We start from the raw sequence: 23,632 nt of genomic DNA, 5'->3' as shown, positions 1-23,632 counted from the left end.
CGGACGCACTTCATTGAGGGTAGACAGGTCTGTCTGGTAGCTTGGGCGGCGAACCAGACAGACCTGTCTGTTCGTATGCCGTTCCCAGCGGAGGAAAGCCGTGCGCACTCTCGTCGTCCTCGCCCACCCCGGCCTCGCCGCCTCACGCGTCAACGCCGCCCTCGCCGAGGCCGCCCGTCCGGTGGACGGCGTCACGCTCCACGATCTGTACGCCACCTACCCGGACCTGCGCATCGACGTCGAGCGGGAGCAGCGGCTGCTGCTGGAGCACGACCGGATCGTGCTCCAGTTCCCCTTCTACTGGTACTCGGCGCCGCCGCTGCTGAAGAAGTGGCTGGACGAGGTGTTCCTGTACGGCTTCGCGTACGGCTCGAACGGCACCTCGCTGCGGGGCAAGGCACTGCTCGTCGCCACCACGGCGGGGGCCGCGGAGGAGATGTACCGGCCCGGCGGATTCAACCGCTTCACGGTCGCCGAGCTGCTCAAGCCCTTCGACGCGACGGCGAACATCTCCGGGATGACGTACGAGGAGCCGTTCGTCATCCACGGCACGCACGCGGTGGACGACGCGGCGCTCGCCGCGTACCAGGAGGACTACCGCGCGCTGCTGGCGTCCGGGGTGGTGCGCGAGCGCGACCTCGCCACGGTGTGACAGCGCATACGGGGGAAGGGCCCGGCCGCTCGTACGCGGCCGGGCCCTTCGCCGTATTCGGAGTCCTAGGGGCTACACCCGGGCCGGGCACGCCTCCGCGATCAGCACCCGCGCCGTCTCCCGCGCCGCCTCCGCGAACTCCGGCCGGGGCTCCAGCGCCGCCGCGGCCATCGCGCCGTCGACGAGGAGCGAGATCCGCAGGGCGAGTCGCGCGGGGTCGGCGGCTCCGGCCGCCCGGGCCAGCTCGGTCAGCCAGGCCCGTACGGCGCGCTTGTGCTCGGCCGTCGCGGTGTGCGCGGCGGTGCCCGGCTCCGTCTCGCCCGCGGTGCGGGTGAACGCGCAGCCGCGGAAGCCGTCCCGCCGGGCCGCCGCGCTCAGCGCGTCGAAGACGCCGGTGAGCTGGTCGCGCGGATCGGGCCCGGCGGCCTCGGCGGCCTCGGTCAGCGCCCCGCGCCAGTGGGTGTCCGTGGCGCGCAGATAGGCCAGGACGAGATCGTCCTTGCAGCGGAAGTGGGAGTACAGCGTCGCCTTGGCCACGCCCGACTCGGCGATGATCCGGTCCACTCCGACGCCCCGTATCCCGTGGGCGTTGAACAGCTCGGTCGCCGTGGACAGGATGCGGTCGCGCGCGGAGGGGCGGACGCTGCTCGTGGTCATGCCCTCCAGCGTACAGACAGACCTGTCCGTGCGCCGGAGGGCGAGGGAGGTGAGGAACGAATGAGGCTCAGCCGTTGGCGAGGGCCTTCAGCCGGTCGATCGCGCCGTTGAAGAGGTTGTGGTCGCCGACCGTCGGGCCGGAGGAGGTGTACTGCCAGATGGTGTGGAAGCCCCAGCCCGCGGGCAGCTCGCCGACGGAGGAGCCGTAGCGCGGGATCCACAGCGGGTTGGCGCCGCCGAAGGCGCTGGAGTTGCCGGTGCAGGTCTTCCACCAGCTGGTGGAGGTGTAGATCACCGGATCGCGGCCGGTGCGCGACTTGTAGGTGCTGGTGAAGTCCTTGATCCAGCTGACCATCGCGCTGGTGCTCTTGCCGTAGCAGGTGGCGCCGTAGGGGTTGTACTCCATGTCCAGCGCGCCCGGCAGGGTCTTGCCGTCCTTGCTCCAGCCGCCGCCGTGGTCGACGAAGTAGTTGGCCTGGGCGGCGCCGGAGGAGTTGTCCGGCAGTGCGAAGTGGTACGAGCCGCGGATCATGCCGACGCCGTACGAGCCGGTGTACTGCTGGGAGAAGTACGGATTGGTGTAGCTGGTGCCCTCGGTCGCCTTGACGTAGGCGAACTTGACCCCGCTGCTCCAGAGGGTCGACCAGGCGACGTTGCCCTGGTGGCTGCTGACGTCCACGCCTTCGACGGTGGCGAGCAGATCGGACGGCGACGGGGGCTCGCCGGTCGTCGAGCCGCCCTCGTGTTTGAGTATCTGCGAACCCGCCCAGTCGTCCTCGGGGTGGGGGATGGCCTTCGTGCCGCCGCTGTTCACGGCCGGGTCGTCGTCGGCGGACGCGGGGGCGGACAGCGCGAACGACGCGGTGAGGAGGGCGGTGAGGAGAGCGGCGAGCAGGCCGGTCAGCGCGCTGGGGGTGCGCCGGGTGGGGCCGGGTCTGAGCACAGGCATGGCGTGCCTCCGAAGCCTCGGTGGGGGGAGCGGGGGGAGTGGGGGGATGCGATTGGAATGGCCATGTCAGGAACGACGCTATGGGCGTAGATAGCGAGGAGGAAGGGCCGGAGTGGGCTGCCGTTGGTCTAATCCTGCGAAATACTGAGGGAGCTGCGGTAACAGCCGCGCGGGCAAGAAACTTTCACGATGTGAAAACCCGGAGAGGGCTCTGACGTGCACAACAACGGGGCAACGCCCCCCGAGGAGGGTGCGGGCGCGACCGTGGGTGGAATTGGTGTGGACCACGCGTTTCTGGCGCTGGAGCGCGAATTGGCGGTCTTCCTCCGCCGCGCCCGCGCCTCCTCGGGCGAATTGGCCCGCGAGGTCCACCCCGACCTGGAATCCGCCGCGTACGGGCTGCTGATGCGGCTGGAGGACGCGGGGGAGCAGCGCGCGACGGACCTCGCGGCCTACATCGGTGTGGGCAAGGCGACGATGAGCCGTCAGCTGCGCGCGCTGGAGGGGCTCGGGCTGGTGACCCGGGCGCCCGACCCGGCGGACGGCCGGGCCTTCCTGGTGCAGCTGACGGACGAGGGCCGGGCCCGCTTCCGCCGGGTCCGCGGCGCCCGGCGCGCGCGGTACGCCCGCCGTCTCGCCGCCTGGGAGCGCAGCGAGGTCGCCGAACTCGCGCGGCTGCTGCACCAGTTGAACAGCTCGCAGGAAGCCGACGAGCCCGGGCAGACAGCCCGCGCGGAGCGGGACCAGTAGGGCGCTCATGTACGCCAGGATCGGCGAGCCGCGCCGATCCGGCGACGCGGGTGTGGCGACTGCGGTACCCGGCCTCTGGACGCGTTGGCGGGCGGGCCCGCTGACGACCCGCCGGACGGGGCACCCACCCCGAGCGAGACGGCTCGGGATCGGCGCGGGCGAGTGCCGCGCCTCGGCGGGGCGGCCGCGCGCCGATGGCCGCCGTGGCTCGGCGAGGACGTCCCGTACGGGTGTGGCTGCTCGGGTCCGGTGAGGTCGGGCCCGCGCCGGTGGGGGCGGCCGCCGCGCCAGCGGACGTCGCGGCTCGGCGGGGGCAGCCGCGCTTCAACGGCCGTCGCGGCAGCGGGCCCCGCGCTCGGTGGGGGCGGCCGCGTTTCGCAACGGCCGCCGCCGCTCGGCTGCTACGCCCCGCACAGGTGCGGCCGCCCAGGCCGACGGGCGGGCCGTCGCGCGAGCGCGGGCCGCTACGGCTCGACGAAGACCGCCGCCGCGTCGTCGTGGGCCTTGCCGCGCGGGAAGGCCGCCCGGTCCGGGTCGGCGTGCTCCGCCGCCCGTACCCGGTCGATCAGCGCCTGCGGCCCCTCCTTGCGCAGCAGTCCGAGGCAGGCGGCCCAGTCGCCCTCGTGGAACACCTCGACCCAGCGCGACGCCCCGTCGGTGAGCGCCGCCAGCGCCCGTACCTCCGTGCGCGGCAGGCTGCCGGTGACCGCCTTGGTGACGACCGTGGGATCGGCCGCCGCGGTGAAGAAGCCGCCCTCGATGTTCCGCAGCGGGCCGACCCGCCGCCCCTCGGCGCGCAGCCGGTCGATGCGGTCGTCGAGCACGGCCGTCACCGCGCCCCCGGTCCGCTCGATGAGCAGGGCGGAGTCGGAGAGCACCAGGTACTCGACCCGGTCCGTGCCCCAGCGCGCCACGACGACGGTCGCCTGCGGAGTAAGAGGGTGAGAAAGGTCACATGTTGAACTATGTGCCTCGGCAGTGCGCTCGATCGCGTAGGCGAGGCAGTCGGTGAGCGTCGCATCCGGCCGCGAACCGGTCAGTTCGAGCAGCGCGCCGCCCAGCCGGACGGTGTACCAGGGAACGCCGTGGGCGCATCCGGTGTCGCCATCGGGCGGCGGCGTGACCCCGTCCAGTACCACGAGCGCGCCGCCGTGCCCCGACGCGGGCAGGGCCACGGACGCGTAGTCCTCGTTGGGGCGCTGCGGATCGCCGGGGGCGGTCGCGAGTTCGATGCGCATGCCGTCATTCTGCCGCGCACGCCCTGGTGCGGGCGTGGGCAGGGGATGGGCAGGGGGATGGGCATCCTGCCAGGACGGGCAAGCGTTTTCCAGCCCGGGAAATTCGGCCGCCGGGTATGGTCCGGGACGAAAGTTGGTGCTCAACTACGCAATGCGGTTCACTCGTTCGGGTGGGCCGGGTGGGTGATGCGTACCCGCCCCGTAGCCGTCCCTGGAAGGGTCGGAATCCCTGCCGGGGGGTGGGGAAACACAAGAATTGATCCGTCGTCACCTCTGGAACCACAGCGGTCTGGAACCACAGCGGTCGGGCGAGAAAAGATGGTGAGCACCGGTGCGGAAGAAGCGGCTTCGGGGCACCAAGCGCGAGCACGTCAGTGAGTCCCGTGATCAGCACGAGCAGGAACAGGAAGCGGCCGGGCCCCTTCCAGAACCCACGGCGGCGCCGGAGCCACCACGGGGGCGCCCCGCGCGCGTCCGCAACCGGCTGACCGCGTCCGTCGCCCTCGTCTCCGTCGCCGTCCTCGCCGCCGGTGCCCCCGCCGTCCTCAGCGCCCTCGACGACGCCACCGAGGTGCAGAAGCTGGTCGAGCTGGCCGAGGCCAACCGGGGCACGGTGGCCCTCGCCCACTCCCTCGCCGACGAACGCGACGCCATGACCGCGTTCGTCGCCGCAGGCCGTACCACCACCGCCGCCGCCGGGGGCGGCGTCTCCGAGGACCAGCGCGCCCGGGTCGACCGGCAGGTCGCGGAGGTGCGCGGGCAGGTCCCGGCCGCCCTCGCCGCGCTGCTCGGCACGCTCCCCGAGATCCGTCAGCAGGCGCTGACCGGCAAGGGCTCGTCCCTCGACGTCTTCGACGCGTACACCGAGGCCGTCCAGGCGCTGAACCGGGTCGCCGACACCCTCGCCCGCAAGCTCCCGCCCGACGCCGACACCGGTCCCGCCCCCGCGCTCGCCCCGCTCGGCCGCGCCGTGGAGCAGGCGTCCGCCACCCGTGGGCTGCTGCTCGCCGCGCTCGCCGACCGCGGCGGCCGGTCCCGGCTGACCGTGGCCGCCCAGCGCTCCGAGGTGCGCGAGCAGTCCGCGCTGGCCGACTTCCGGCAGCTCGCCCCGGCCTCCGCGCGCGACGCCTACGACCGCACCGTCAACGGCACCGAGGTCACCACCGCCGAGCGCTACCTCGACCGGCTCACCGATCAGCCCCAGCTCTCCGGTCAGGACCTGTTCGTCAACAAGAGCCGCCTCGAAGCGGCCCTGACCGCCCGCATCGACCGGATGCGCGGGGCCGAGTCCGCGCTCGCCTCCGCCGAGATCACCCGGCTCGGGCAGCTGCGCGACGACGAGGTCACCGCCCTGGAGGTGAGCATCGCCCTGGCCGGTGCCTGTCTGCTGCTCGCCCTCGGCACCAGCATCCACAGCGCCCGCTCGATGACCCGCCCGCTGTCCGCGCTGCGGCGCGGCGCCCGCCGGGTCGCGGCCAGCCCGGCCGCCGAGCAGCCGATCGCCTTCAAGGGCCGTAACGACGAGTTCGCCGACGCCGTACGGGCCGTCAACGAACTCCACCAGGCGGCGCTGCGCCAGCACGAGAGGCTGACCCGGCTCGACGGCGAACGCACCCACTGGGCCGGTGAGCGGCGCCGACTCGCCGACGAGGCGGCCGAGCTGCGCGCCGAGCGGGACGCGGTCGCCACCCGGCTGGAGGGGCTGCGCGCCCGGGTCCACAGCAGCTTCGTCAACCTGGCGCTGCGCAGCCTCGGGCTGATCGAGCGGCAGCTGGCGATCATCGAGTCCATGGAGGAGCAGGAGCAGGACCCCGACCGGCTCGAAACGCTGTTCCAGCTCGACCACCTCGCCACCGGCATGCGCCGCTACGGCGAGAACCTGCTGATCGTCGCGGGCTCCGAGCACCAGACGAACCACCCCGGCCCGGTGCCGCTGCTGGACGTGCTGCGCGCCTCGATCAGCGAGGTCGAGCGGTACGACCGGGTGCACATCCAGTCGCTGCCGCCGCACGCGCAGGTGGCCGGGTTCGCCGCCGACAGCGTCAGCCACCTGATCTCCGAACTGCTGGAGAACGCCACGGCGTTCTCGCCGCCGGACGCCGCGGTGCAGGTGTCCGGCTGGCTGCTGGAGAGCGGCGAGGTCATGCTCTCCGTCCAGGACGAGGGCATCGGCATGACGCCCGAGCGCCTCGCCGAGCTGAACGAACGGCTCGCCGACCCGGTCCCCGAGTACTGCCAGGGCCCGCAGCCGGACGATCCGCTGGGGCTCGGCCTGTACGTGGTAACCCGGCTCGCCGCGCGGCACGGCGTACGGGTGTCGCTGCGCGAGCAGCAGCCGGGCGGGGTGGCCGCCGTCGTCGTCCTGCCCGTCAAGATCCTCCCGGCGGGCCCGCCCGGCGCCGGACTCCCGCCCGCCCCGCCCGCCGCCGCGAGCGGCCCGCTCGGCGGCGCCACCGGCCTGCCCGCCTTCCCGGGCGCCGCGGCCGAGGCCAATGGCAACGCCCTCCCGGACCACGGCCGGGTCGCGGGTGGCGGAGGCGTACCGGGCCAGCGCCGCCCGGCGGCGGACGCGGCCGAAGTGGTCGGCGCGGTCGGCGCGGCGGACTTCAGCGGTACGGACGGTACGGACTTCGGCGGTACGGACCGTACGGACTTTGGCGGTACGGACCGTACGGACCCCACCCCCGAGCGCGAGCCGGAACCGGAACCCGCCGCGCAGGACGCGGGCCCCGAGAGCGCCGTCCCCGAGACGGTGTCGTGGGCCGCCCCCGGCGAGGCCTGGGCGGGCGGCGCGGACGAGGACCCGTACCTCATGGAGCCGACGCCGCCGCGCGGGCATCCGGCCCCCGGCCCGGTGGGGGAGGAGCTGCCGGTCCTGCCGAAGCGCACCCCGAAGACGGCCCAGGCCACCGAGCGCACCATGGAACTGACCGTGCCCGGCGGCGTTCCGGCGGACCATCCGCAGGAAGCGCCGGGCGGCGAGCAGCCGTTCGACGCCCGCGCGGTGCGGCCCGCCGCGGCGGACGCCTGGGGCCCGGCGGACCCGGCCGGTCCGGTGGATCAGCCGGAGCAGCCGGAGCAGCCGCAGCAGCGGGACCAGCCACACGACCCGTACGCGATAGGGCCCGACCAGCACACCCGCGCCCCGGAGGCGACCGGCCAACTGCCCCGCACCGGCAAGGGACTTCCCAAGCGGACACCGCGGAGCGTGGCCCTCCGCGACACCGACCCGCAGGAGCGCACAGGGTCGGTGAACGCGGAGGAATTGCGGCGTAGGCTGGGCGGGTTTCAGCGCGGCGCGCGGGACGGCCACCGGGACGCGGAGGCCGAGATCGCCGCACACAGCGCGGCAGAACAGCGGGGCACGGCGCAAACGGGGGCGCAGGACGGGGGCGGCACGGTTGAGGAGGCACGCGGGTGAATGCGCCCAGTAGTACCTACGGGTTGAGTTCCGAGGCCCGTAATCTGCACTGGCTGCTGGCGAACCTGGTCGAGGAGGTGCCGGGGGTCCGCTCGGTGGCCGTCGTCTCGTCCGACGGGCTGATGCTGCTGTCCTCCGACGCGCGGCACGTCGCCGCGCCCACGGGCCCGACGGTCCAGGACGGCCCGAAGGGTTCCACCGCGGACCTCGCGACGATCGTGTCGGGGCTCGGCAGCCTGACGCTCGGCGCGGCGAAGCTGATGGACGGCGGCGGAGTCAAGCAGACGGTGGTGGCGATGGACGAGGGCAGTCTGTTCGTCATGTCGATCAGCGATGGTTCGCTGCTGGGGGTGCACGCCACCCCGGACTGCGACATGTCGGTGGTCGCGTACCACATGGCGCTGTTCGTGGGCCGGGCCGGACATGTGCTCACCCCCGAACTGCGGTCCGAACTACGGAGGTCGCTGGAGTCGGCGCGGTGACGGCGGCGTCCGGCCGGGCCGCTCGCAGACCGGGGCGGGTGCGTCCGTACTCGCTCACCGGAGGGCGCACCCGCACGGGGCATGTGCTGCTGGTGGAGACGTTCGTGGCGTCGCTGGAGCCCGCGGACGGACCGGTGGACGGACCGGTGGACCCGGCCCTGGCTCCGGCGCCGGAAGAGGCACAGGGCGACGGACCGGGGGCGCGGATGCTGCCGGAGATACGGGCCATCATCGACCTGTGCCGCAGAATGCGTTCGGTCGCGGAGGTCTCCGCGATGCTCAAGATTCCGCTGGGCGTGGTCCGCGTCCTGCTCAGCGATCTCGCCGATCAGGGAAAGATCCGCGTGTACGGCACCGGGCGGGGCCCGGGACAGCCGGATCGCGCGTTGCTCGAAAGGGTGCTCGTTGGACTTCGCAGACTCTGAGACGATGACGGTGACCCCGCCGCATGTGTCGGAGATACCCGGCGCCGGTATACCCGGTGCCGAAGAACGGCTGCAGAGCTGGCAGACGGACCGCTCCCGGGCGCCGATCGCCACGAAGATAGTGATAGCGGGGGGTTTCGGCGTCGGGAAGACGACGTTCGTGGGCTCGGTCTCGGAGATCACTCCGCTGCAGACCGAGGCCCTGATGACGCAGGCCAGCGAGGACGTGGACGACCTCGGCGCGACGCCCGAGAAGCTGACCACGACCGTCGCGATGGACTTCGGGCGGATCACGCTCGCGTCCGATCTGGTGCTCTATCTCTTCGGCACCCCGGGCCAGCAGCGGTTCTGGTTCATGTGGGACGACCTGATGCGCGGGGCGATCGGGGCGGTCGTGATGGCCGACACCCGGCGGCTGGAGGACAGCTTCCCGGCGCTGGACTACTTCGAGAGCCTGGGCCTGCCGTATGTGGTGGCGGTCAACCACTTCGAGGGGACCCCGCTCTACGGCCCCGACGATGTCCGGGACGCACTCTCCGTCAAGCCTGAGGTGCCGGTGGTGACCATGGACGCGCGGCAGCGGGTGACGGTGGTGGACGCGCTGCTCGCCCTGGTGGGCCACGCCGTTGACGTCTCACCCGAGTGAACTAACCTCAGCTCCGCTCGGGGAATGGAATGCCCCGTTCCTCTTCCTGTCCTGAGCCTGAGAGAGAGTCACAGCCATGCGGAACATACTCATCGTCGGCGCCGGTCAGTCCGGCCTCCAACTCGCCCTCGGTCTCCAGGCCGAGGGCTACGAGGTCACCCTGATGGCCAACCGCACGGCTGACGAGATCCGCTCCGGGCGCGTCATGTCCACGCAAGTCATGTTCCACACGGCGCTGCAGCACGAGCGCGACCTGAAGCTCAACTTCTGGGAGGAGCGGGCGCCGCGCATCGAAGGCCTCGGCGTGTCCATCGCCGGACCGCCGACGCCCGAGGGGCCGCACGCCCGCGCGGTCGACTGGGTCGGGCGGCTCGACGGCTACGCCCAGTCCGTCGACCAGCGCATCAAGATGGCGGGCTGGATGGAGCTGTTCGAACAGCGCGGCGGCCAGCTGGTCATCCATGGCGTGGCCGTCTCCGACCTGGACTTCTTCACCCAGAGCCACGATCTGGTCCTGGTGGCGGCGGGCAAGGGCGAACTGGTCTCGCTCTTCGGCCGCGACGCCGCCCGCTCCCCGTACGACAGCCCGCAGCGCGCGCTGGCCGTCAGTTACGTGCACGGGCTGGGCCCGCGCCCCGAGCACCCGGACTACGACGCGGTGCGCTGCAACCTGGTCCCGGGCGTCGGCGAGCTGTTCGTCATGCCGACCCTCACCACCAGCGGGCGCGCCGACATCCTCTTCTGGGAGGGCGTCCCGGGCGGCCCGGCCGATGTGTTCCAGGGCGTCACCGACCCGTCCGCGCATCTGGCCACCACGCTGGAGCTGATGGAGCGGTTCACTCCGTGGGAGTACGCGCGGGCCACCAAGGTCGAGCTGACCGACGCGGGCGGCACGCTCGCCGGGCGGTACGCGCCGACCGTACGCAACCCCATCGGCGAACTGCCCGGCGGCGGCCTGGTGCTCGGCGTCGCCGACGTCGTGGTGGCCAACGACCCGATCACCGGGCAGGGCTCCAACTCGGCCGCCAAGTGCGCCGCGTCCTACCTGGAGAGCATCGTCGCCCACGGCGACCGGCCGTTCGACGCCGCCTGGATGCGCGAGACGTTCGACCGCTACTGGGCGACCGCCCAGCACGTCACCAAGTGGACCAACGCGATGCTCGCCCCGCCGCCCGAGCACATCGTGGAACTGCTCGGCGCGGGCGTCGGCCTGCAGCCGGTGGCCGACCGGATCGCCAACGGCTTCGACGACCCGTCCGACTTCGAGCACTTCTTCTACGAGCCGGAGAAGGCGTCGGCCTATCTGGCCTCCCTGACCCACGCCTCCTAGCGGCGGGCCGCGCCCGGACGGACCACGCCCTGCACCGGGTTGGACGCGAGCGGGGAGAGCCGCACGGTGGTGCCGGGCCGGGGCGCCTGCACCACCTGGCCGCCGCCCGCGTAGATCGCCACATGGCTCGCGCCCTTGTTGTAGATCACCAGGTCGCCGGGGCGCAGCTGGCTGAGCGAGATCCTCGGCAGCTGGCGCCACTGCTCCTGGCTGGTGCGCGGAATGGTCCGTCCCGCATGCGCCCACGCTTGGGAGGTCAGCCCCGAGCAGTCGAAGGAGTTCGGCCCCTCGGCACCCCACACATACGGCTTGCCGATCTGGTTGAGCGCCCACCGCAGCGCCCGCTGCCCGGCCGACGCCGAGGCCATCGGGAGCCGCCCGGGGGTCTTGGGCCCCGCGCCGGTGGCGGCCGTACCGCCGCCCGCGCCTGTGCCCGCGCCCGGGGCGGGGCGGCTCGGCACCGTCCCCGCACCCTGCCCGCCGCCGGTGTCCTGCCCGCCACCCGTGTCCGTCCCCGTCCCCTGGGCCGGTCCGGGGTCCGGGGCGGGCGGCGGCGGGGCGGCGCCCTGGGCACGGGTCGTCGCACCGCCGAGCACCCCGGAGGCGACCAGCTTGCGCTGCGCCTTGTTGGTCTCCTCGCGCTCCCGCTCCGCCACCTGGGTGATCTGGCGGGCGGTCAGCGAGGCGAGCATCTTCTCGATCTTCGTGAGCCGCTTCTTGACCTTGTCGCGCTGTTTCTTCTTCTTCGCGCTCAGCGACAGCTGCTTGTCCAGGGCGGTCCTGGCCTTGGTGGCGAGGGCGTCGGCGTGCCGCTCGCCCTTGGTCAGCCGCTCCACCACGGCGGCCTCCCGGCCCGCCGCCCGGTCCAGCTCGCGCGCCTGGTCGGCGGCCTTCTCCGGATGCGGGGTGAGCAGCGTCAGCAGGAAGGTGTACGAGGAGAGCTGGGTGTGGCCCTGGTACTGCTGACGGGCCAGCCGCCCCGCGTCCTGACGGCTGGCGGCCAGGTCGGTGCGGCTGTCGGCGAGGTCGTCGGTCAGATCGCGGGTCTTCGCCCGCTGCTTGCGCAGCTTCTCCTCGGTCGCGTTGTACGCCTCGGTCGCCTCCTCGGCCTTCCGGTACAGCGTCTTGAGCTGGGTGAGCAGCCCGGCGACGGACCGGTCGGCGGGCCGGTCGGGCTGGGCGGGGGCGGCCGTGGCCGCCGGGACGGGCGGGACGAGCGCGACGGTCGCCGTGATCGCCGCCGCGCAGACCGAGCCTACGATCCGTCCTGACACGGGCTCACACCTCCGGCTGCGGGAACGGGGTCCGACGACCACCTCAGCAGGAACGCGGCGTGACAGTCGTACTTTCGGGAGAATGATGGGCAAGTCGGCCCAACACGGTCACCCGTCCGGAGTGCGGCGGAGCAGCCTCCGCGCACGTCTCAGCCCCGTTTGGACCACGGCCATTTCGGCCCGCCGCGCGGTGTGCCCTCCGGGTCGTACTCGTACCGCCAGCCCCGGATCAGGCCCAGCCGCGACGTGCTCGCCGGGGTGCGGCGGTAGATGTGGACGGTCGGCGGGCCGCCCGCCTCGTCCGGGACCGGGATCTCGTACGTCTTCGGCGGCTGGCCCGTGGCGCCGACCAGGACCGGCAGCACCCGGCCGTCCAGCGGCCCGCCGACGAACGGCGTCTCCTCGCTTCTCACCGCACCACCCTCACAGCAGGTGCCGCGCCTCGCCGAACACCGGTGCCACGCGCCGCACCAGCGCGCCCACCGGGCCGTGGGCGGGCTCCGCGGCGAGGGCCGCCCGTATCACCCGGGCCGCCTGCGGATCGGTCGCCGAGGTGGCGGTCAGCAGTGCCACGAAGTGGTCCACCAGCCAGTCCCGCAGCTCCCGGGCCGACGGCTGCTTGTTCTCGTCCAGCCAGATCAGCGAGGCCGCCTCGACCGCCGTGATCCAGGTGCGCACCATCATCCGCAGCCGGGCGCCGGGTTCCTCGGCGGGCTCGTCCGCCACATCGGCCGCCACGTGGAGCAGGATCTGCTCGGCCGCGGCCCGCCGCACCTCGTCCACGATGGCGCTCGTCCGCGAGGTCTCGGCCACGCTGCCGCCGTGCAGCAGCGCGCTGAACCCCGCGTCGTGCTCGTCGACGAAGGTGAGATAGCGGTCCAGTACGTTGCCCAGGCGGGCGCTGAGCGGGCCGGTGCGCGGCTCCTCGAAGCACCCCTCCAGCTCGTCGGCGGCGCTGCGCAGCGCCGCCTCGTACAACTGCTGCTTGCCCCCGGGGAAGTAGCGGTAGACGAGCGGGCGGGAGGCGCCTGCGGCCGAGGCGACGTCGTCCAGCGACACGTCCTCGGGCGCGTGGTGGGCGAACAGGCCGAGCGCGGCGGTGATCAGTTCGGCGCGCCGCGCCTCGACACTGAGCCTGCGGTACGCCGCGCGGCGCACGGTGGCCGGGGGCGCCGCGGCCGCCCGGTCCGCGTCAGCGGGGACGTCCGCTTCCGCCGGGGCGGTGCCACTGCTCGTCGTCATGCCTGGCAGCGTAACCGCCCCGGGACGCACACCGAGGGGCGGCCCGTTGATGAAGAGGCCCGCACGGACCCGCGCTACAGCAGGCCGCTGCTCTGCCACAGCTTGCGTCCCGCGCCGCGCAGCACCCCGACATCGTCGAGGAATTCGGTCAACCGCCGGGCCCCGCCGCGCATCACCTCGCGCCGATGCCCGCTCGCCCGCACCTGGGCGACGGCCGCCCGCCGGTCGAGCCCGACGTCCGTGTACACCCGCGGGTTGACGAAGGCGAGCGAGAACACCCGGGCGAACTCGCCCGAGCCGACCCGGGTCAGCTCCTTCTCCCAGCGCGGCGCCCGCACCATCTGGCGGCGCAGCTCCTCCCGGGCGTACCGCACATGGCGCGCCTCCTCCACCACATGGATCCGGGTCACGCCGCGCACCAGCGGCTGGACGCGCTCATCGGGGAACGTCAGCCGCTGCATCCAGTCCAGCACCTCCTCGCCCAGCAGGGTGGCGGTGAACGAACCGGGCGTGGTGGAGAACGTCTTGAAGAACCGGCCCAGGTTCTGGTGGAGCCGGGACACCGGATACGCGGGGGTGCCGCACTTGGCGATCAGCCGCGCGAACATCTGGGAGTGGCGGCACTCGTCGGCGATCTCGGTGAGCGCGTAGCGGACATGGGCACTGGTCGCGGGCTTGTCGTAGATGTGCCGGGTGAGCAGCTGGATCAGGATGATCTCGAACCAGATGCCGAGCGAGGCCAGCGCCGCCGCCTCGTGCCGCGACAGCAGCATCCGCTGCTCCTCGGACATCCGCCGCCACATCGGGGTGCCGTAGAGGGAGACCAGTTCCGGCGGCCAGAACCACTTGTCCGGCTCGTGCGGCGCGTCCCAGTCCAGCTCGGTGTCCGGGTCGAACGAGTGCCGGGCGGAGGCCCGCAGCAGCCGCTCCGCCACCTTCTCCCGGTCCTTGAGGAGCCCGAGCGCGTCCCGGGGCGCGGCTGATTCGGTCGGGGTCGTCATCGCTGGGGAACACCTCGCGCAAGTGGTCGCGGCCGGACAACCCTTATGAGACTCTGTGTCAGCAAGCCCGTCAATCCCCCGCGGAAGTGTTGGTGCGCTAGCGAGGCGAAGGAGACGACGTGTCGACGCAGGACCTCTACGCCATGGACCCCGGCGACCCGATGTGGCAGGTGCCCGCGGGCGGCGCCGCCCGGTTCAGCTGGGAGTACGACGACCACCGGGCCCGGCTGCTCGGCCTGTACCAGAAGGGCAAGGACAAGCAGTGGGACGCGACCAAGCGGATCGACTGGGACCTTGAGGTCGACCCGTACGACCCGCTCGGCGCCCCCGACGAATCGCTGGCCCTCTACGGCACACCCCACTGGGACCGGATGTCCGGCCGGGACCGGGCCGAACTGCGCCGCCACGCCGCCTCCTGGCAGTTCAGCCAGTTCCTCCACGGCGAGCAGGGCGCGATGGTGTGCGCCGCCCGCATCGTCGAATCGGCGCCCGACCTCGACGCCAAGTTCTACTCCGCGACCCAGACCATGGACGAGGCCCGCCACGCCGAGCTGTACGGCCGCTTCCTGCACGAGAAGGTCGGCATGGTCTACCCGATCAACGACAACCTCCAGGCGCTGCTGGGCGACACCCTCCGCGACTCCCGCTGGGACATGGCCTATCTGGGCATGCAGGTCCTCATCGAGGGCCTGGCCCTCGCCGCCTTCGGCCTCATCCGCGACACCACCGACAAGCCCCTGCCGAAGCAGCTCCTCGCCTACGTCATGCAGGACGAGGCCCGCCACGTGGCCTTCGGCCGGATGGCGCTGCGTGACTACTACCGCGATCTGACCGACGCGGAGCTGCGCGAGCGCGAGGAGTTCGTCATCGAGGGCTGCTACCTCATGCGCGACCGGCTGCGCGGCACCGAGGTGCTGGAGAACCTGGGCATCCCGAAGGCCGAGGCCGAGGAGTACGCGGAGCGCTCCCCGTATCTGCACCTGTTCCGCAAGCTGCTGTTCAGCCGCATCGTGCCGTGTGTGAAGGACATCGGCCTGTGGGGCGAACGGCTCCAGCGCGCCTACGTCGACATGGGCGTCCTGGAACTCGGCGACAGCAGTCTCGACCTGCTGATGAACCAGGACGAGGAGCTGGCCGAGGCCCTGGACGCCCAGCGCTTCGCCGCCGAGGAGGCCGCCCGTACCGGCGAGGTCGAGGAGGCCATCGCGCAGGGCGCGGCGGACGGCTGAGGCGGCTCAGCTGTCCACTGGACCGGAGGGGCGGACGGCCTCCGCGGCCGCCGCCGCGAACTCGGCGAGCGCGCGGGGGCAGCGCCAGCGGGATTCCGCCTCGGCGGGGGAGAGTTCGCCGGAGTCGGCCCGGCCGGACCGCTGGGTGAGCTGGTCCCAGGACACGTCCTCGGTCGCGGGGTCGCCGATCAGCTCCAGGGCGGTGGGAAAGCACTCCAGCTGCTCGATGTCGAGGCCCTGGTCGCTCGGGTGCCCCGGATGGCCGCAGGCCGCCCGTACCCCGTCCGCCGCGACGGCGCGCAGCGCGACGGCGACCCGGTCGGCGAGGCCGGGGGCCGAGTGCCACATCACGTGCCCGTGCATCAGCACCAGGGCGAGGGCCGGAAACGCCACGTCGGCGGAGCCGGTGCCGTGTGCCGCCCGGGCCTCTTCGAGCCGGTCCGCGCACGCGGTCACCACCGAGTCGATCTCCTCGTCGTCGCCCAGGTAGTAGCCGTGGTAGACGCACTCGTAGTCGTCGATCAGGTCCTGCAGCGCATTCATGATCGCTGCGACGCGCCGCCGGTCCCGCGCGGTTCCCCTACGCCTGCTGTTGCTGCTGCTCCTCCACCCAGCGCAGGAAGGCGATCTGCCGGGACATGAGGGTGACCAACTCGTACGCGGTGTGGGAGGCGGCCACGGAGGTGATGTCGGCGTGGTCGTACGCCGGGGCGACCTCGACCAGGTCGGCGGAGACCAGGTGGCAGTCGGCGAGCCCGCGCACGATCTCCAGCAGCTCGCGGGAGGTGAGGCCACCCGCCTCGGGGGTGCCGGTGCCGGGGGCGTGCGAGGGGTCCAGGACGTCGATGTCCACCGAGATGTAGAGCGGCCGCTTGCCGATGCGCTCCTTGAGCTGCTGGATGACCTCGTCCACCCCGCGCCGCATCACATCGGCCGAGGTGACGATCCCGAAGCCCAGCTTGGTGTCCTCGTCCAGGTCGCCCTTGCTGTAGAGCGGGCCGCGGGTGCCGACGTGGGAGAGGGCGGAGGTGTCGAGGATGCCTTCCTCGACCGCGCGGCGGAACGGCGTTCCGTGGGTGTACTGGGCGCCGAAGTGGTTGTCCCAGGTGTCCAGGTGCGCGTCGAAGTGCAGCAGCGCCACCGGGCCGTGCTTGCGGGCCACCGAGCGCAGGATCGGCAGCGCGATGGTGTGGTCGCCGCCCAGCGTCATCAGCTGCGCGCCCGTGGACAGCAGCTCCTCCGCGCCCGCCTCGATGTTCTCGATGGCCTCTTCGAGGTTGTGCGGGTTGGCGGTGATGTCACCGGCGTCCGCGACCTGGACGTAGTGGAACGGGTACGCGTCCTGCGCCGGGTTGTACGGGCGCAGCTGCCGCGACGCCTCCCGGATCGCGTTCCCGCCGAACCGGGCGCCCGGCCGGTAGGAGACACCCGCGTCGAACGGGACCCCGACCACGGCGATGTCCGTGGTGCCGACCTGGTCCAGGCGCGGCACGCGGCCGAACGTCGCGGGCCCCGCGAAGCGCAGCGTGCGCTCGGTCTCCTCGGGCGGAACGGGCATGGCGGGGTCGCGATCGGTCGCGCTCATGGCGGAACTGGGCCTTTCACGTGGGGGGTTGCTCAGCAGTCGTCACCTACATCACCCATTCAATCCCCCGAATGGGTGATTGCCCACTGCGGCCTCCCCCTATAGAGGAACCACGCCCCTATGGGGCAGCCGGTATGCCCCTCCAACTTCGCCCCGATGCCCAGGTCTTGCTAGGTTCTTGATCACCGCCACCGGAAAGGCCGAGGTCATGTGGGGATGGCCCGGGCCGGGGGCGGTTGTGTGAAAGAACGGCCAAAGGGTGCTCTCCACGGCGGTGGGGGGCACCCCTTTGCCGGGCGGTTCCGGAGGATGATGGTGGGGTGCGGATTCGAACGAGCACCATCGAGGAACTTCCCCATCTCCAGGACATAGAGCGCGCCGCGGGACGGTGCTTCCGGGACATCGGGATGGACGAGATCGCCGACGACGAGCCCCTGAGCCTGGCCGAGCTGGAGCGCTATCAGCGCGCCGGGCGGGCCTGGGTGGCGGTGGACGACACGGACCGGGCCATGGCCTACGTGATCACCGACCCCGTTGACGGCAACACGCACATCGAGCAGATCTCGGTGCACCCGGACAGTGCCCGCCGAGGGGTGGGCCGGACGCTGATCGAGTACGTAGCGGCGCGCGCCGCCGCCGACGGCGTCCCCGCGCTGACCCTGACCACGTTCGTGGACGTCGCGTGGAACGCCCCGTACTACGCGGCCCGCTGCGGATTCCGTACCCTGGCGGAGGCCGAACTCACCCCCGGGCTGTGGGAGATCCGCCGCAGCGAGGCCGGGCACGGGCTGGACCGCTGGCCACGGGTGTGCATGCGACGGGAGACCCGCTGATGAGCCCTTCAGACCCTACGGCCACCGAGCTGCTGGGCCTGCCCGCCGACGCCCGCGCGCTCCTCCTCAACGCCGACGACTTCGGCATGTACCCGGCGGTCAACACCGCCGTCATCGAGTCCATCGAGGACGGCATCGCGGCCTCGTGCAGCCTGATGGTGCCGTGCCCGGCGGCGCCGCACGCGATGGAACTGCTGCGCGCGCGGCCGCACATCCCCTTCGGGGTCCACCTCACCCTCGTCCGCGACCTGCCCCACTACTCCTGGGGACCGCTGTCGCCGAAGGAGCGGGTGCCGTCGCTGCTGGACGGGGCGGGCGAGCTGTACGCGTCCGCCGCGATCCCGGAGCTGCTGGCCCGGGCCCGCCCGGCGGAGGTCGAGCGCGAGTTCCGCGCCCAGATCGACGCCGTACGGGACGCCGGGCTCGCCCCCGCCCATCTGGACTGGCACTGCCTGGCCGACGGCGGCCGCGAGGACATCCGCGACCTGACGCTCGCGCTGGGCGCGGAGTACGGCCTGGCGGTACGGATCTGGCGCGAACCCGCGCGGGACGCGCTGCGGCGGCGCGGACTGCCCGCCCTCGACCACCCGTTCCTGGACAGCTTCGCGCTCGACATCGACGGCAAGGCGGCCCAGTACGCCCGGCTGCTGCGCGACCTGCCGCCCGGGTTCACCGAATGGGCCGTACACCCGGGGCTCGACGACGCCCACGCGCGGGCCGTCGACCCCGGCGGCTGGCAGGTCCGCAGCACCGACCACGCCTTCCTGACCTCACCGCAGGCCCGCGACATCCTCCGCGAGGAGGGCATCGCGGTGGTCGACTACGGGACGCTGCAACGGATCTGGACGGCCGCCGGATAGGCCGGTGCGGCGCGGATGGGGCACCCGGGACGGCGGCCCGCACAGCTCGGCCACGGCCTCCCGCAGCGCCCGTATCCGCGCCGTCTCCCCGCCCCGCCGCCACACCAGGCCGAGCGTCGATTCCGGCAACCCCTCCACCGGCACGAACGTGATGTCGCGGCGCCCGTGGTACTCGGCGGTCGGCGCGCACAGCAGCATCCCGCCCCGGCCCGCCGCGACCGCCGTCAGCCCCTCCTGGAGGGTGCGCACCCGCGGCCCGTCCGGGATCGGGCGGCCGCCGGGGGTGACGGGCGGGGCCATGAACTCCCGCCAGTAGCGCGGCGCGGGGTCGGACGGCGCGACGAGCGGGCAGCCCGCCAGCTCCTCGGCGTCCACCGCGCCCCGCCCCGCGAAGGCGTGCCCGGCGCGAACCACCAGCGTCTGCCGCTGCCGCGAGAACACCGGACCGAGGACCAGATCCGGTTCCTCGACCGGAAGACAGACGATCGCCGCGTCCACCTCACCGCCGCGCACCGCGCCGAACGGATCGGCCATCGGGATCTCCACCGTCTCCGGCTCGCAGCCGGGATGCCGCTCCCGGAAGGCGGCCAGCGCGCCCATCACCCGCTCGTCGGCGGCCCCCTGGAAGCCGACGCGCAGCACGCCGGTCAGGCCGCGCGCCTCGCCCCTGGCCCCCTCGACCGCCCCGTACAGCGCGTCGTACGCGGGCCGCAGTTCGGCCAGGAATCGCTCGCCCAGCGGGGTCAGCCGCACCCGTCGGCTGGTGCGGTCGAGCAGCCGGGCGCCGATCCGCCCCTCCAGCGCGCGCAGCAACTGGCTGATCCTGCTCTGCGATACGTACAGCCGCTCCGCCGCCCGCCCGAAGTGCAACTCCTCGCTGAGCGCGAGAAAACACTCCAGTTCGCGGATCTCCAGCCCGGACATCGGCCGCCTCCTGTGGTCCTCCACCGATCGATGAGTCTGGCTCATAGAAGACTGAGGACTTCGGCGTTGTTCCCGGCCGGGGGCGGCGGTTCATTTGAGTCATGTCGAATTCCACGCCCCCTACCACGGAACTCACCACTCCGGCAGGCGCATCCGGGTCAGCCGCGCCCGCGCACTCACCGCACTCGCCGCTCAGAGCCTGGCTCGCCGTCGTCGCCGTGGCGTTCGGCACCTTCTCCGTCGTCACCACCGAGATGCTCCCGGTCGGCCTGCTCACCTCCATCGGCTCCGCGCTGCGGGTCTCGCCCGGTACGGCGGGCCTGGCCATGACCGTCCCCGGGCTGGTCGCCGCGGTCGCCGCGCCCCTCCTCGCCGTCACCGTCGGCCGCCTCGACCGGCGGCTGGTGCTGTGCGGCCTGCTGGCACTCCTCGCCGCCGCCAACCTCGCCTCGGCCCTCGCGCCCACCTTCGCCGTGCTGCTGCTGTCCCGGGTGGTGGTCGGGGTGTGCATCGGCGGGGTGTGGTCGCTGGCCGCGGGGCTCGCCGTACGACTCGTACCGGAGAAGTCCGCGGGTCCCGCCACCTCGCTGATCTTCAGCGGGATCGCCGTCGCCTCCGTCCTCGGCGTACCGGTCGGAACGCTCATCGGCGACCTGTTCCACTGGCGCGCCGCGTTCGCCGGGATGGGCGCGCTGGCGCTGGCGACCGCCGCGGCCCTCGCCGTTACCCTGCCGCCGCTGCCCGCCACCGAGACCATCCGGCTGCGCGAGGTGCCGGGGCTGTTCCGCAACGCCCGGCTGCGGGTCGGGCTGATCACCACGGCGCTGCTGGTCACCGGCCACTTCGGCGCGTACACGTACGTCCGTCCGGTGCTGGAGGACGTCTCGGGCGTACGGCCGGGGCTGATCAGCACCCTGCTGCTGGCGTACGGCGTGGCGGGCATCGCCGGGAACTTCCTGGCGGGCGCCACCGCCCACCGCGACCCGCGCCGCACCCTCATGGTCATCTTCACCGCCCTGGCCACCGCGGTCCTGCTCGTCCCGGTCGCGGGCGGCACCCTCGGCGGGGCGGTCGCGCTGCTGGTGCTGTGGGGGCTGGCGTACGGCGGGGTCTCGGTGACCTCGCAGACCTGGGTGCTGCACGCGGCGCCGGAGACGCGGGAGGCCGCCTCGGCGCTGTTCGTCGGCGTCTTCAACATCGCGATATCGCTGGGCGCGCTGCTCGGCGGCCGGGCGGCGGACGGGATCGCGCTCGTCGGCGTCATGTGGTTCGGCGGGGCGCTCGCGGTGCTGGCCCTGGCGCATGTGGCGATCTTCGGAAGGCGGTAGCCGGGCGGTATCCGCGTGCCGTGAGACCCTGAAACCAGGGGGCTCGTCTTCGGGAGTGATCCGATGGCAGTGAGCATGCACGTGGTCTGGAGCAAGACCGAGCCGGGGCGCGTCATCTACGAGACGCACTCGATCGAGACGATCACCGACGGCAAGGGTGTCCACGCGACGGTCGACAGCCATACGTACGAGATCTCTGTCGGCAGCCGCGCGGAGGCGGAGTCGATCGCGGACGCGGAGGGATACGAGCTGTTCCGCAAGGGCGAGGCGTGGGAGAGCCTGCCCGAGGAATGAAGCCGGAGCGGCACATCCGCCGGGGGTGGGTCTTGCCTGCGCTCATTGCCTGTGCTCATTGCTGTGCCGCCCCGCGCGGGCGCGGGGCGGCACAGAGATCACCTATGACTTAACCGTGGCTCAGCAGGAAGTCCACGTCCCGGGCGTCCGACGACGCGGCGCCGCCGACCGTGACCGGCTTGGTGGCGGGTGCGTAGCCGCTGGCGACCACCGTGTAGTGCTCACCGGTCAGCCCCTCGAAGCCGAAGGCCCCGTCCGTGCCCGTCACGCACTGCCCGACGACATCGCCGGAGGCGTCCAGCAGCGCCACACGGGCGTCCTCCAGCGGACGTCCGCCCTGGTCACGTACGGTGCCGCCGACCCGCGCCGCGGGCCGTAGCGACACATCGACCCGCACCGGCTCACCGGCGGTCAGCGCGACCTGGGTGGCGTGCGGACGGTGTCCGTCGGCGCTGAGCGTCAGCGTGTACGTGCCGGAGGGCAGCTCCGGAAGCGCGAACTCACCCTTCTCGTCAGCCGTCGCCGAGCCCGCCACCTCGCCGTCCGCGCCGGTCGCGGTGGCGGTGGCCCCGGCCAGCGGCCCGCCGCCCTCGGCCCGGACGGCCCCGGTGAGCCCGCCGCCTCCGGCCAGCCGCAGATCGCAGAGGACCGGGACGTCCGACACCAGCAGCGTGGCGGCCTGCGGCTGGTGGCCGGGGGCCGAGCCGATCAGGACGACGCTCGCGCCGCCGGGCGCGGTGACGGTGTAGCTGCCGTCGCGCCCGGTGACCGTACGGCCGAGCTGGCGGCCGCCGGTGTCGATCAGGGTGACGGCGGCGTCGGCCAGCGGGGTGCCGTCGGGGCCGAGGACCCGGCCGTGGATGACGCTGCCGGTGCGGTCGGGAACGTCCTCGGCCGTCTCGGCGGGCGCGGGCTCCGGCGCGGGCTCCGGTGTGGTCGGCGCGGAGACAGCCGCAGGGGCGGATGTGACGGCGGCAGGACGCCGCCCCGGCAGACAGAAGGCGATGAGCAGACCCACGATCGAGGCCGCGCACGCCACCATGAACGACGTCTGGAAGCCCTCCTTGCTCGGCAGCGCGACCCCGCCGAAGTCCGTCGTCTGACGGGCCAGGATCACCCCCACCACCGCGCTGGAGGTGGACATGCCGATGGACCGCATCAGGGTGTTCAGACCGTTCGCCGCGCCCGTCTCGCGGGCCGGTACGGCGCTGACGATCAGGGTCGGCATGGCCGAGTACGCGATGCCGATGCCGACGCCGAGCGCGGTGGCCAGCACCACGATCTGCCAGATCTCGTCGATCATCACCAGGCCCGCGCCGTACGTCGCGCCGATCACGATGATGCCGCTGATCAGCGAGACCTTGGGGCCGCGGGCGGCGTTGATGCGCGCGGACAGCGGCGAGACCACCATCATCGCCACGCCCATCGGGGCGAAGTACAGCCCCGCCATGACCATCGACTGGCCGAGCCCGTAGCCGGTGGCCTCAGGCAACTGCAGGAGCTGCGGAAAGATCAGCGACATCGCGTAGAACGAGAAGCCGACCATGATCGAGGCGAGGTTGGTCAGCAGCACCTGGCGGCGCGCGGTGGTCCGCAGATCGACCAGCGGCTCGGCGGTGCGCAGCTCGAAGACGCCCCACAGGAGCAGGATCACCACGGCCGCGCCGAACAGCCCGAGCGTCGTACCGCTCGCCCAGCCCCAGTCGCCGCCCTTGGTGATCGGCAGCAGCAGACAGACGAGCCCGGCCGTGAGCCCGAGCGCGCCGACCAGGTCGAAGCGGCTGGGGGTGCGTACGGCGGACTCCGGGACGACGGCGAGCACCAGCGCGATCGATATCGCGCCCAGCCCGGCGGCCCCGTAGAACAGCACGTGCCAGCTGGTGTGCTGCGCGACGAACGCGGCGGCGGGCAGCCCCAGCGCACCGCCGATGCCGAGCGAGGAACTCATCAGGGCCATCGCCGAGCCCAGCCGCTGCGGCGGCAGCTCGTCCCGCATGATGCTGATGCCGAGCGGAATGGCGCCCATCGCCCCGCCCTGGATCGCCCGGCCGATCACCATCACCACCAGATCGGAGGTGACGGCGCAGGTCAGCGACCCGACGACGAGCAGTGTCAGCGCGACCATCAGCATCCGGCGCTTGCCGAACATGTCCCCGAGCCGCCCCATGACGGGAGTCGAGACCGCCCCGGCGAGCAGGGTCGAGGTGACCACCCACGACGCGTTCGAGCTGGTGGTGTGCAGCAACTGCGGCAGCTCGCTCACGAGCGGGACGACCAGCGTCTGCATCACCGATACGGCGATGCCGCAGAACGCGAGCACTGCCACGAAACCGCCACCGACCTCGCGCTGCGGGAGCGAGGCGCCGACCGGCGCGGCTCTGGTGGGCTCCTCGACGCGAGCTGGGGCTGACTGGGCCATGCGGATGAGGCCTCCAAGCGGTACAACAGGGATGAGTGGGAGATGTGCATCCTACACATGATGTGTATCGTGCACACTTCTGTTTCATGGAGC

Annotated in this window: 23 protein-coding genes; 12 read left to right on the top strand and 11 right to left on the bottom strand. The window is 72.7% G+C overall.

Annotated elements, in window-relative coordinates:
• The first annotated feature begins 100 nt into the window (after nucleotides 1-100).
• Nucleotides 101-652 (top strand): NAD(P)H-dependent oxidoreductase, encoded by a 552-nt coding sequence (locus ACFV9T_RS15665; protein WP_385440366.1) that lies wholly within the window; start codon nucleotides 101-103, stop codon nucleotides 650-652.
• 72 nt (nucleotides 653-724) lie between these two features.
• Here ACFV9T_RS15665 and ACFV9T_RS15660 read toward each other — a convergent pair whose 3' ends face one another.
• Both ACFV9T_RS15660 and ACFV9T_RS15655 read right to left on the bottom strand, forming a co-directional pair.
• A complete protein-coding gene (locus ACFV9T_RS15660) occupies nucleotides 725-1,309 on the bottom strand; it encodes a TetR/AcrR family transcriptional regulator (protein WP_385440364.1) in 585 nt (194 codons plus the stop codon).
• A gap of 67 nt (nucleotides 1,310-1,376) precedes the next feature.
• Nucleotides 1,377-2,258, bottom strand: coding sequence for a lysozyme (locus tag ACFV9T_RS15655; protein ID WP_385440361.1), 882 nt, complete (start codon nucleotides 2,256-2,258; stop codon nucleotides 1,377-1,379).
• 216 nt (nucleotides 2,259-2,474) lie between these two features.
• Between ACFV9T_RS15655 and ACFV9T_RS15650 the strand changes: the two genes are divergently transcribed.
• Complete coding sequence (locus tag ACFV9T_RS15650) at nucleotides 2,475-3,008, top strand: MarR family winged helix-turn-helix transcriptional regulator (protein WP_385440359.1); 534 nt, start codon at nucleotides 2,475-2,477, stop codon at nucleotides 3,006-3,008.
• Nucleotides 3,009-3,472: 464 nt separating this feature from the next.
• Here ACFV9T_RS15650 and ACFV9T_RS15645 read toward each other — a convergent pair whose 3' ends face one another.
• A complete protein-coding gene (locus ACFV9T_RS15645; protein WP_385440357.1) occupies nucleotides 3,473-4,246 on the bottom strand; it encodes a protein phosphatase 2C domain-containing protein in 774 nt (257 codons plus the stop codon).
• Between the two features lie 331 nt (nucleotides 4,247-4,577).
• On the opposite strand from ACFV9T_RS15645, the gene ACFV9T_RS15640 reads away from it, so the two are divergent.
• The 5 genes from ACFV9T_RS15640 to ACFV9T_RS15620 all read left to right on the top strand — a co-directional run bounded on the left by ACFV9T_RS15640 (nucleotide 4,578) and on the right by ACFV9T_RS15620 (nucleotide 10,550).
• Nucleotides 4,578-7,667, top strand: coding sequence for a nitrate- and nitrite sensing domain-containing protein (locus tag ACFV9T_RS15640; protein ID WP_385440354.1), 3,090 nt, complete (start codon nucleotides 4,578-4,580; stop codon nucleotides 7,665-7,667).
• On the top strand, nucleotides 7,664-8,149 hold the full coding sequence (locus tag ACFV9T_RS15635) for a roadblock/LC7 domain-containing protein (RefSeq protein WP_385440351.1): 486 nt from the start codon (nucleotides 7,664-7,666) through the stop codon (nucleotides 8,147-8,149). Before ACFV9T_RS15640 ends, ACFV9T_RS15635 begins: the two co-directional genes overlap by 4 nt.
• Nucleotides 8,146-8,574: a DUF742 domain-containing protein gene (locus ACFV9T_RS15630; protein WP_385440349.1), complete on the top strand. Its 429-nt coding sequence runs from the start codon at nucleotides 8,146-8,148 to the stop codon at nucleotides 8,572-8,574. Before ACFV9T_RS15635 ends, ACFV9T_RS15630 begins: the two co-directional genes overlap by 4 nt.
• Before the next feature lie 4 nt (nucleotides 8,575-8,578).
• Complete coding sequence (locus tag ACFV9T_RS15625; protein WP_385440347.1) at nucleotides 8,579-9,220, top strand: ATP/GTP-binding protein; 642 nt, start codon at nucleotides 8,579-8,581, stop codon at nucleotides 9,218-9,220.
• Nucleotides 9,221-9,296: 76 nt separating this feature from the next.
• The gene (locus tag ACFV9T_RS15620; RefSeq protein WP_385440346.1) at nucleotides 9,297-10,550 is read left to right on the top strand and encodes a styrene monooxygenase/indole monooxygenase family protein; all 1,254 of its coding nucleotides are present in this window, start codon (nucleotides 9,297-9,299) and stop codon (nucleotides 10,548-10,550) included.
• On the opposite strand, the gene ACFV9T_RS15615 is transcribed toward ACFV9T_RS15620, so the two are convergent.
• The 4 genes from ACFV9T_RS15615 to ACFV9T_RS15600 form a co-directional block, all read right to left on the bottom strand.
• Nucleotides 10,547-11,824, bottom strand: a complete 1,278-nt coding sequence (locus tag ACFV9T_RS15615; protein ID WP_385440344.1) for an NlpC/P60 family protein — start codon at nucleotides 11,822-11,824, stop codon at nucleotides 10,547-10,549. The two genes, ACFV9T_RS15620 and ACFV9T_RS15615, sit on opposite strands and share 4 nt — an antisense overlap.
• A gap of 149 nt (nucleotides 11,825-11,973) precedes the next feature.
• Complete coding sequence (locus ACFV9T_RS15610) at nucleotides 11,974-12,237, bottom strand: hypothetical protein (RefSeq protein ID WP_385440342.1); 264 nt, start codon at nucleotides 12,235-12,237, stop codon at nucleotides 11,974-11,976.
• A 10-nt stretch (nucleotides 12,238-12,247) separates the two neighbouring features.
• Entirely contained in the window at nucleotides 12,248-13,066 is an 819-nt protein-coding gene (locus tag ACFV9T_RS15605; protein ID WP_385440340.1) for a TetR/AcrR family transcriptional regulator, read from the bottom strand.
• A 74-nt stretch (nucleotides 13,067-13,140) separates the two neighbouring features.
• Nucleotides 13,141-14,067, bottom strand: a complete 927-nt coding sequence (locus ACFV9T_RS15600) for a diiron oxygenase (RefSeq protein WP_385440338.1) — start codon at nucleotides 14,065-14,067, stop codon at nucleotides 13,141-13,143.
• 119 nt (nucleotides 14,068-14,186) lie between these two features.
• Here ACFV9T_RS15600 and ACFV9T_RS15595 point away from each other — a divergent pair, with 119 nt between their 5' ends.
• Nucleotides 14,187-15,296, top strand: coding sequence for a ferritin-like domain-containing protein (locus ACFV9T_RS15595; RefSeq protein WP_385440336.1), 1,110 nt, complete (start codon nucleotides 14,187-14,189; stop codon nucleotides 15,294-15,296).
• A gap of 6 nt (nucleotides 15,297-15,302) precedes the next feature.
• Here the strand turns inward: ACFV9T_RS15595 and ACFV9T_RS15590 are convergent, their stop codons facing one another.
• Together ACFV9T_RS15590 and speB are read right to left on the bottom strand one after the other, a co-directional pair.
• The gene (locus ACFV9T_RS15590) at nucleotides 15,303-15,839 is read right to left on the bottom strand and encodes a hypothetical protein (protein WP_385440334.1); all 537 of its coding nucleotides are present in this window, start codon (nucleotides 15,837-15,839) and stop codon (nucleotides 15,303-15,305) included.
• 37 nt (nucleotides 15,840-15,876) lie between these two features.
• Nucleotides 15,877-16,881 (bottom strand): agmatinase, encoded by a 1,005-nt coding sequence (gene speB, locus ACFV9T_RS15585; RefSeq protein WP_385440331.1) that lies wholly within the window; start codon nucleotides 16,879-16,881, stop codon nucleotides 15,877-15,879.
• 320 nt (nucleotides 16,882-17,201) lie between these two features.
• Here speB and ACFV9T_RS15580 point away from each other — a divergent pair, with 320 nt between their 5' ends.
• Nucleotides 17,202-17,714: a GNAT family N-acetyltransferase gene (locus ACFV9T_RS15580; RefSeq protein ID WP_385440330.1), complete on the top strand. Its 513-nt coding sequence runs from the start codon at nucleotides 17,202-17,204 to the stop codon at nucleotides 17,712-17,714.
• Entirely contained in the window at nucleotides 17,714-18,574 is an 861-nt protein-coding gene (locus ACFV9T_RS15575; protein ID WP_385440327.1) for a polysaccharide deacetylase family protein, read from the top strand. Before ACFV9T_RS15580 ends, ACFV9T_RS15575 begins: the two co-directional genes overlap by 1 nt.
• Here ACFV9T_RS15575 and ACFV9T_RS15570 read toward each other — a convergent pair.
• Nucleotides 18,485-19,498, bottom strand: coding sequence for a LysR family transcriptional regulator (locus tag ACFV9T_RS15570; protein WP_385440325.1), 1,014 nt, complete (start codon nucleotides 19,496-19,498; stop codon nucleotides 18,485-18,487). The genes ACFV9T_RS15575 and ACFV9T_RS15570 overlap by 90 nt on opposite strands.
• Nucleotides 19,499-19,599: 101 nt before the next feature.
• On the opposite strand from ACFV9T_RS15570, the gene ACFV9T_RS15565 reads away from it, so the two are divergent.
• Nucleotides 19,600-20,826 carry an MFS transporter gene (locus ACFV9T_RS15565; RefSeq protein WP_385440322.1) on the top strand — a complete coding sequence of 409 codons (1,227 nt, stop codon included), beginning with the start codon at nucleotides 19,600-19,602 and terminating at the stop codon, nucleotides 20,824-20,826.
• A 63-nt stretch (nucleotides 20,827-20,889) separates the two neighbouring features.
• Nucleotides 20,890-21,120 carry a hypothetical protein gene (locus tag ACFV9T_RS15560; protein WP_385440321.1) on the top strand — a complete coding sequence of 77 codons (231 nt, stop codon included), beginning with the start codon at nucleotides 20,890-20,892 and terminating at the stop codon, nucleotides 21,118-21,120.
• Between the two features lie 109 nt (nucleotides 21,121-21,229).
• On the opposite strand, the gene ACFV9T_RS15555 is transcribed toward ACFV9T_RS15560, so the two are convergent.
• Nucleotides 21,230-23,539, bottom strand: a complete 2,310-nt coding sequence (locus ACFV9T_RS15555; RefSeq protein ID WP_385440319.1) for an MFS transporter — start codon at nucleotides 23,537-23,539, stop codon at nucleotides 21,230-21,232.
• Nucleotides 23,540-23,632: the final 93 nt, after the last annotated feature.

It is taken from the genome of Streptomyces sp. NPDC059850 (genome assembly GCF_042731515.1).
Classification (GTDB): Bacteria; Actinomycetota; Actinomycetes; order Streptomycetales; family Streptomycetaceae; genus Streptomyces.
Note: the sequence above shows the minus strand (reverse complement) of the source record. Positions and strands in the feature narration are given on the sequence as shown.

Coding starts and splice junctions, on each gene's coding strand:
- ACFV9T_RS15625 (WP_385440347.1), top strand. CDS start 8,579: ATGACGGTGACCCCGCCGCATGTGTCGGAGATACCCGGCGCCGGTATA.
- ACFV9T_RS15565 (WP_385440322.1), top strand. CDS start 19,600: ATGTCGAATTCCACGCCCCCTACCACGGAACTCACCACTCCGGCAGGC.
- ACFV9T_RS15555 (WP_385440319.1), bottom strand. CDS start 23,539: ATGGCCCAGTCAGCCCCAGCTCGCGTCGAGGAGCCCACCAGAGCCGCG.
- ACFV9T_RS15605 (WP_385440340.1), bottom strand. CDS start 13,066: ATGACGACGAGCAGTGGCACCGCCCCGGCGGAAGCGGACGTCCCCGCT.
- ACFV9T_RS15575 (WP_385440327.1), top strand. CDS start 17,714: ATGAGCCCTTCAGACCCTACGGCCACCGAGCTGCTGGGCCTGCCCGCC.
- ACFV9T_RS15620 (WP_385440346.1), top strand. CDS start 9,297: ATGCGGAACATACTCATCGTCGGCGCCGGTCAGTCCGGCCTCCAACTC.
- ACFV9T_RS15570 (WP_385440325.1), bottom strand. CDS start 19,498: ATGTCCGGGCTGGAGATCCGCGAACTGGAGTGTTTTCTCGCGCTCAGC.
- ACFV9T_RS15590 (WP_385440334.1), bottom strand. CDS start 15,839: ATGAATGCGCTGCAGGACCTGATCGACGACTACGAGTGCGTCTACCAC.
- speB (WP_385440331.1), bottom strand. CDS start 16,881: ATGAGCGCGACCGATCGCGACCCCGCCATGCCCGTTCCGCCCGAGGAG.
- ACFV9T_RS15600 (WP_385440338.1), bottom strand. CDS start 14,067: ATGACGACCCCGACCGAATCAGCCGCGCCCCGGGACGCGCTCGGGCTC.
- ACFV9T_RS15560 (WP_385440321.1), top strand. CDS start 20,890: ATGGCAGTGAGCATGCACGTGGTCTGGAGCAAGACCGAGCCGGGGCGC.
- ACFV9T_RS15655 (WP_385440361.1), bottom strand. CDS start 2,258: ATGCCTGTGCTCAGACCCGGCCCCACCCGGCGCACCCCCAGCGCGCTG.
- ACFV9T_RS15645 (WP_385440357.1), bottom strand. CDS start 4,246: ATGCGCATCGAACTCGCGACCGCCCCCGGCGATCCGCAGCGCCCCAAC.
- ACFV9T_RS15660 (WP_385440364.1), bottom strand. CDS start 1,309: ATGACCACGAGCAGCGTCCGCCCCTCCGCGCGCGACCGCATCCTGTCC.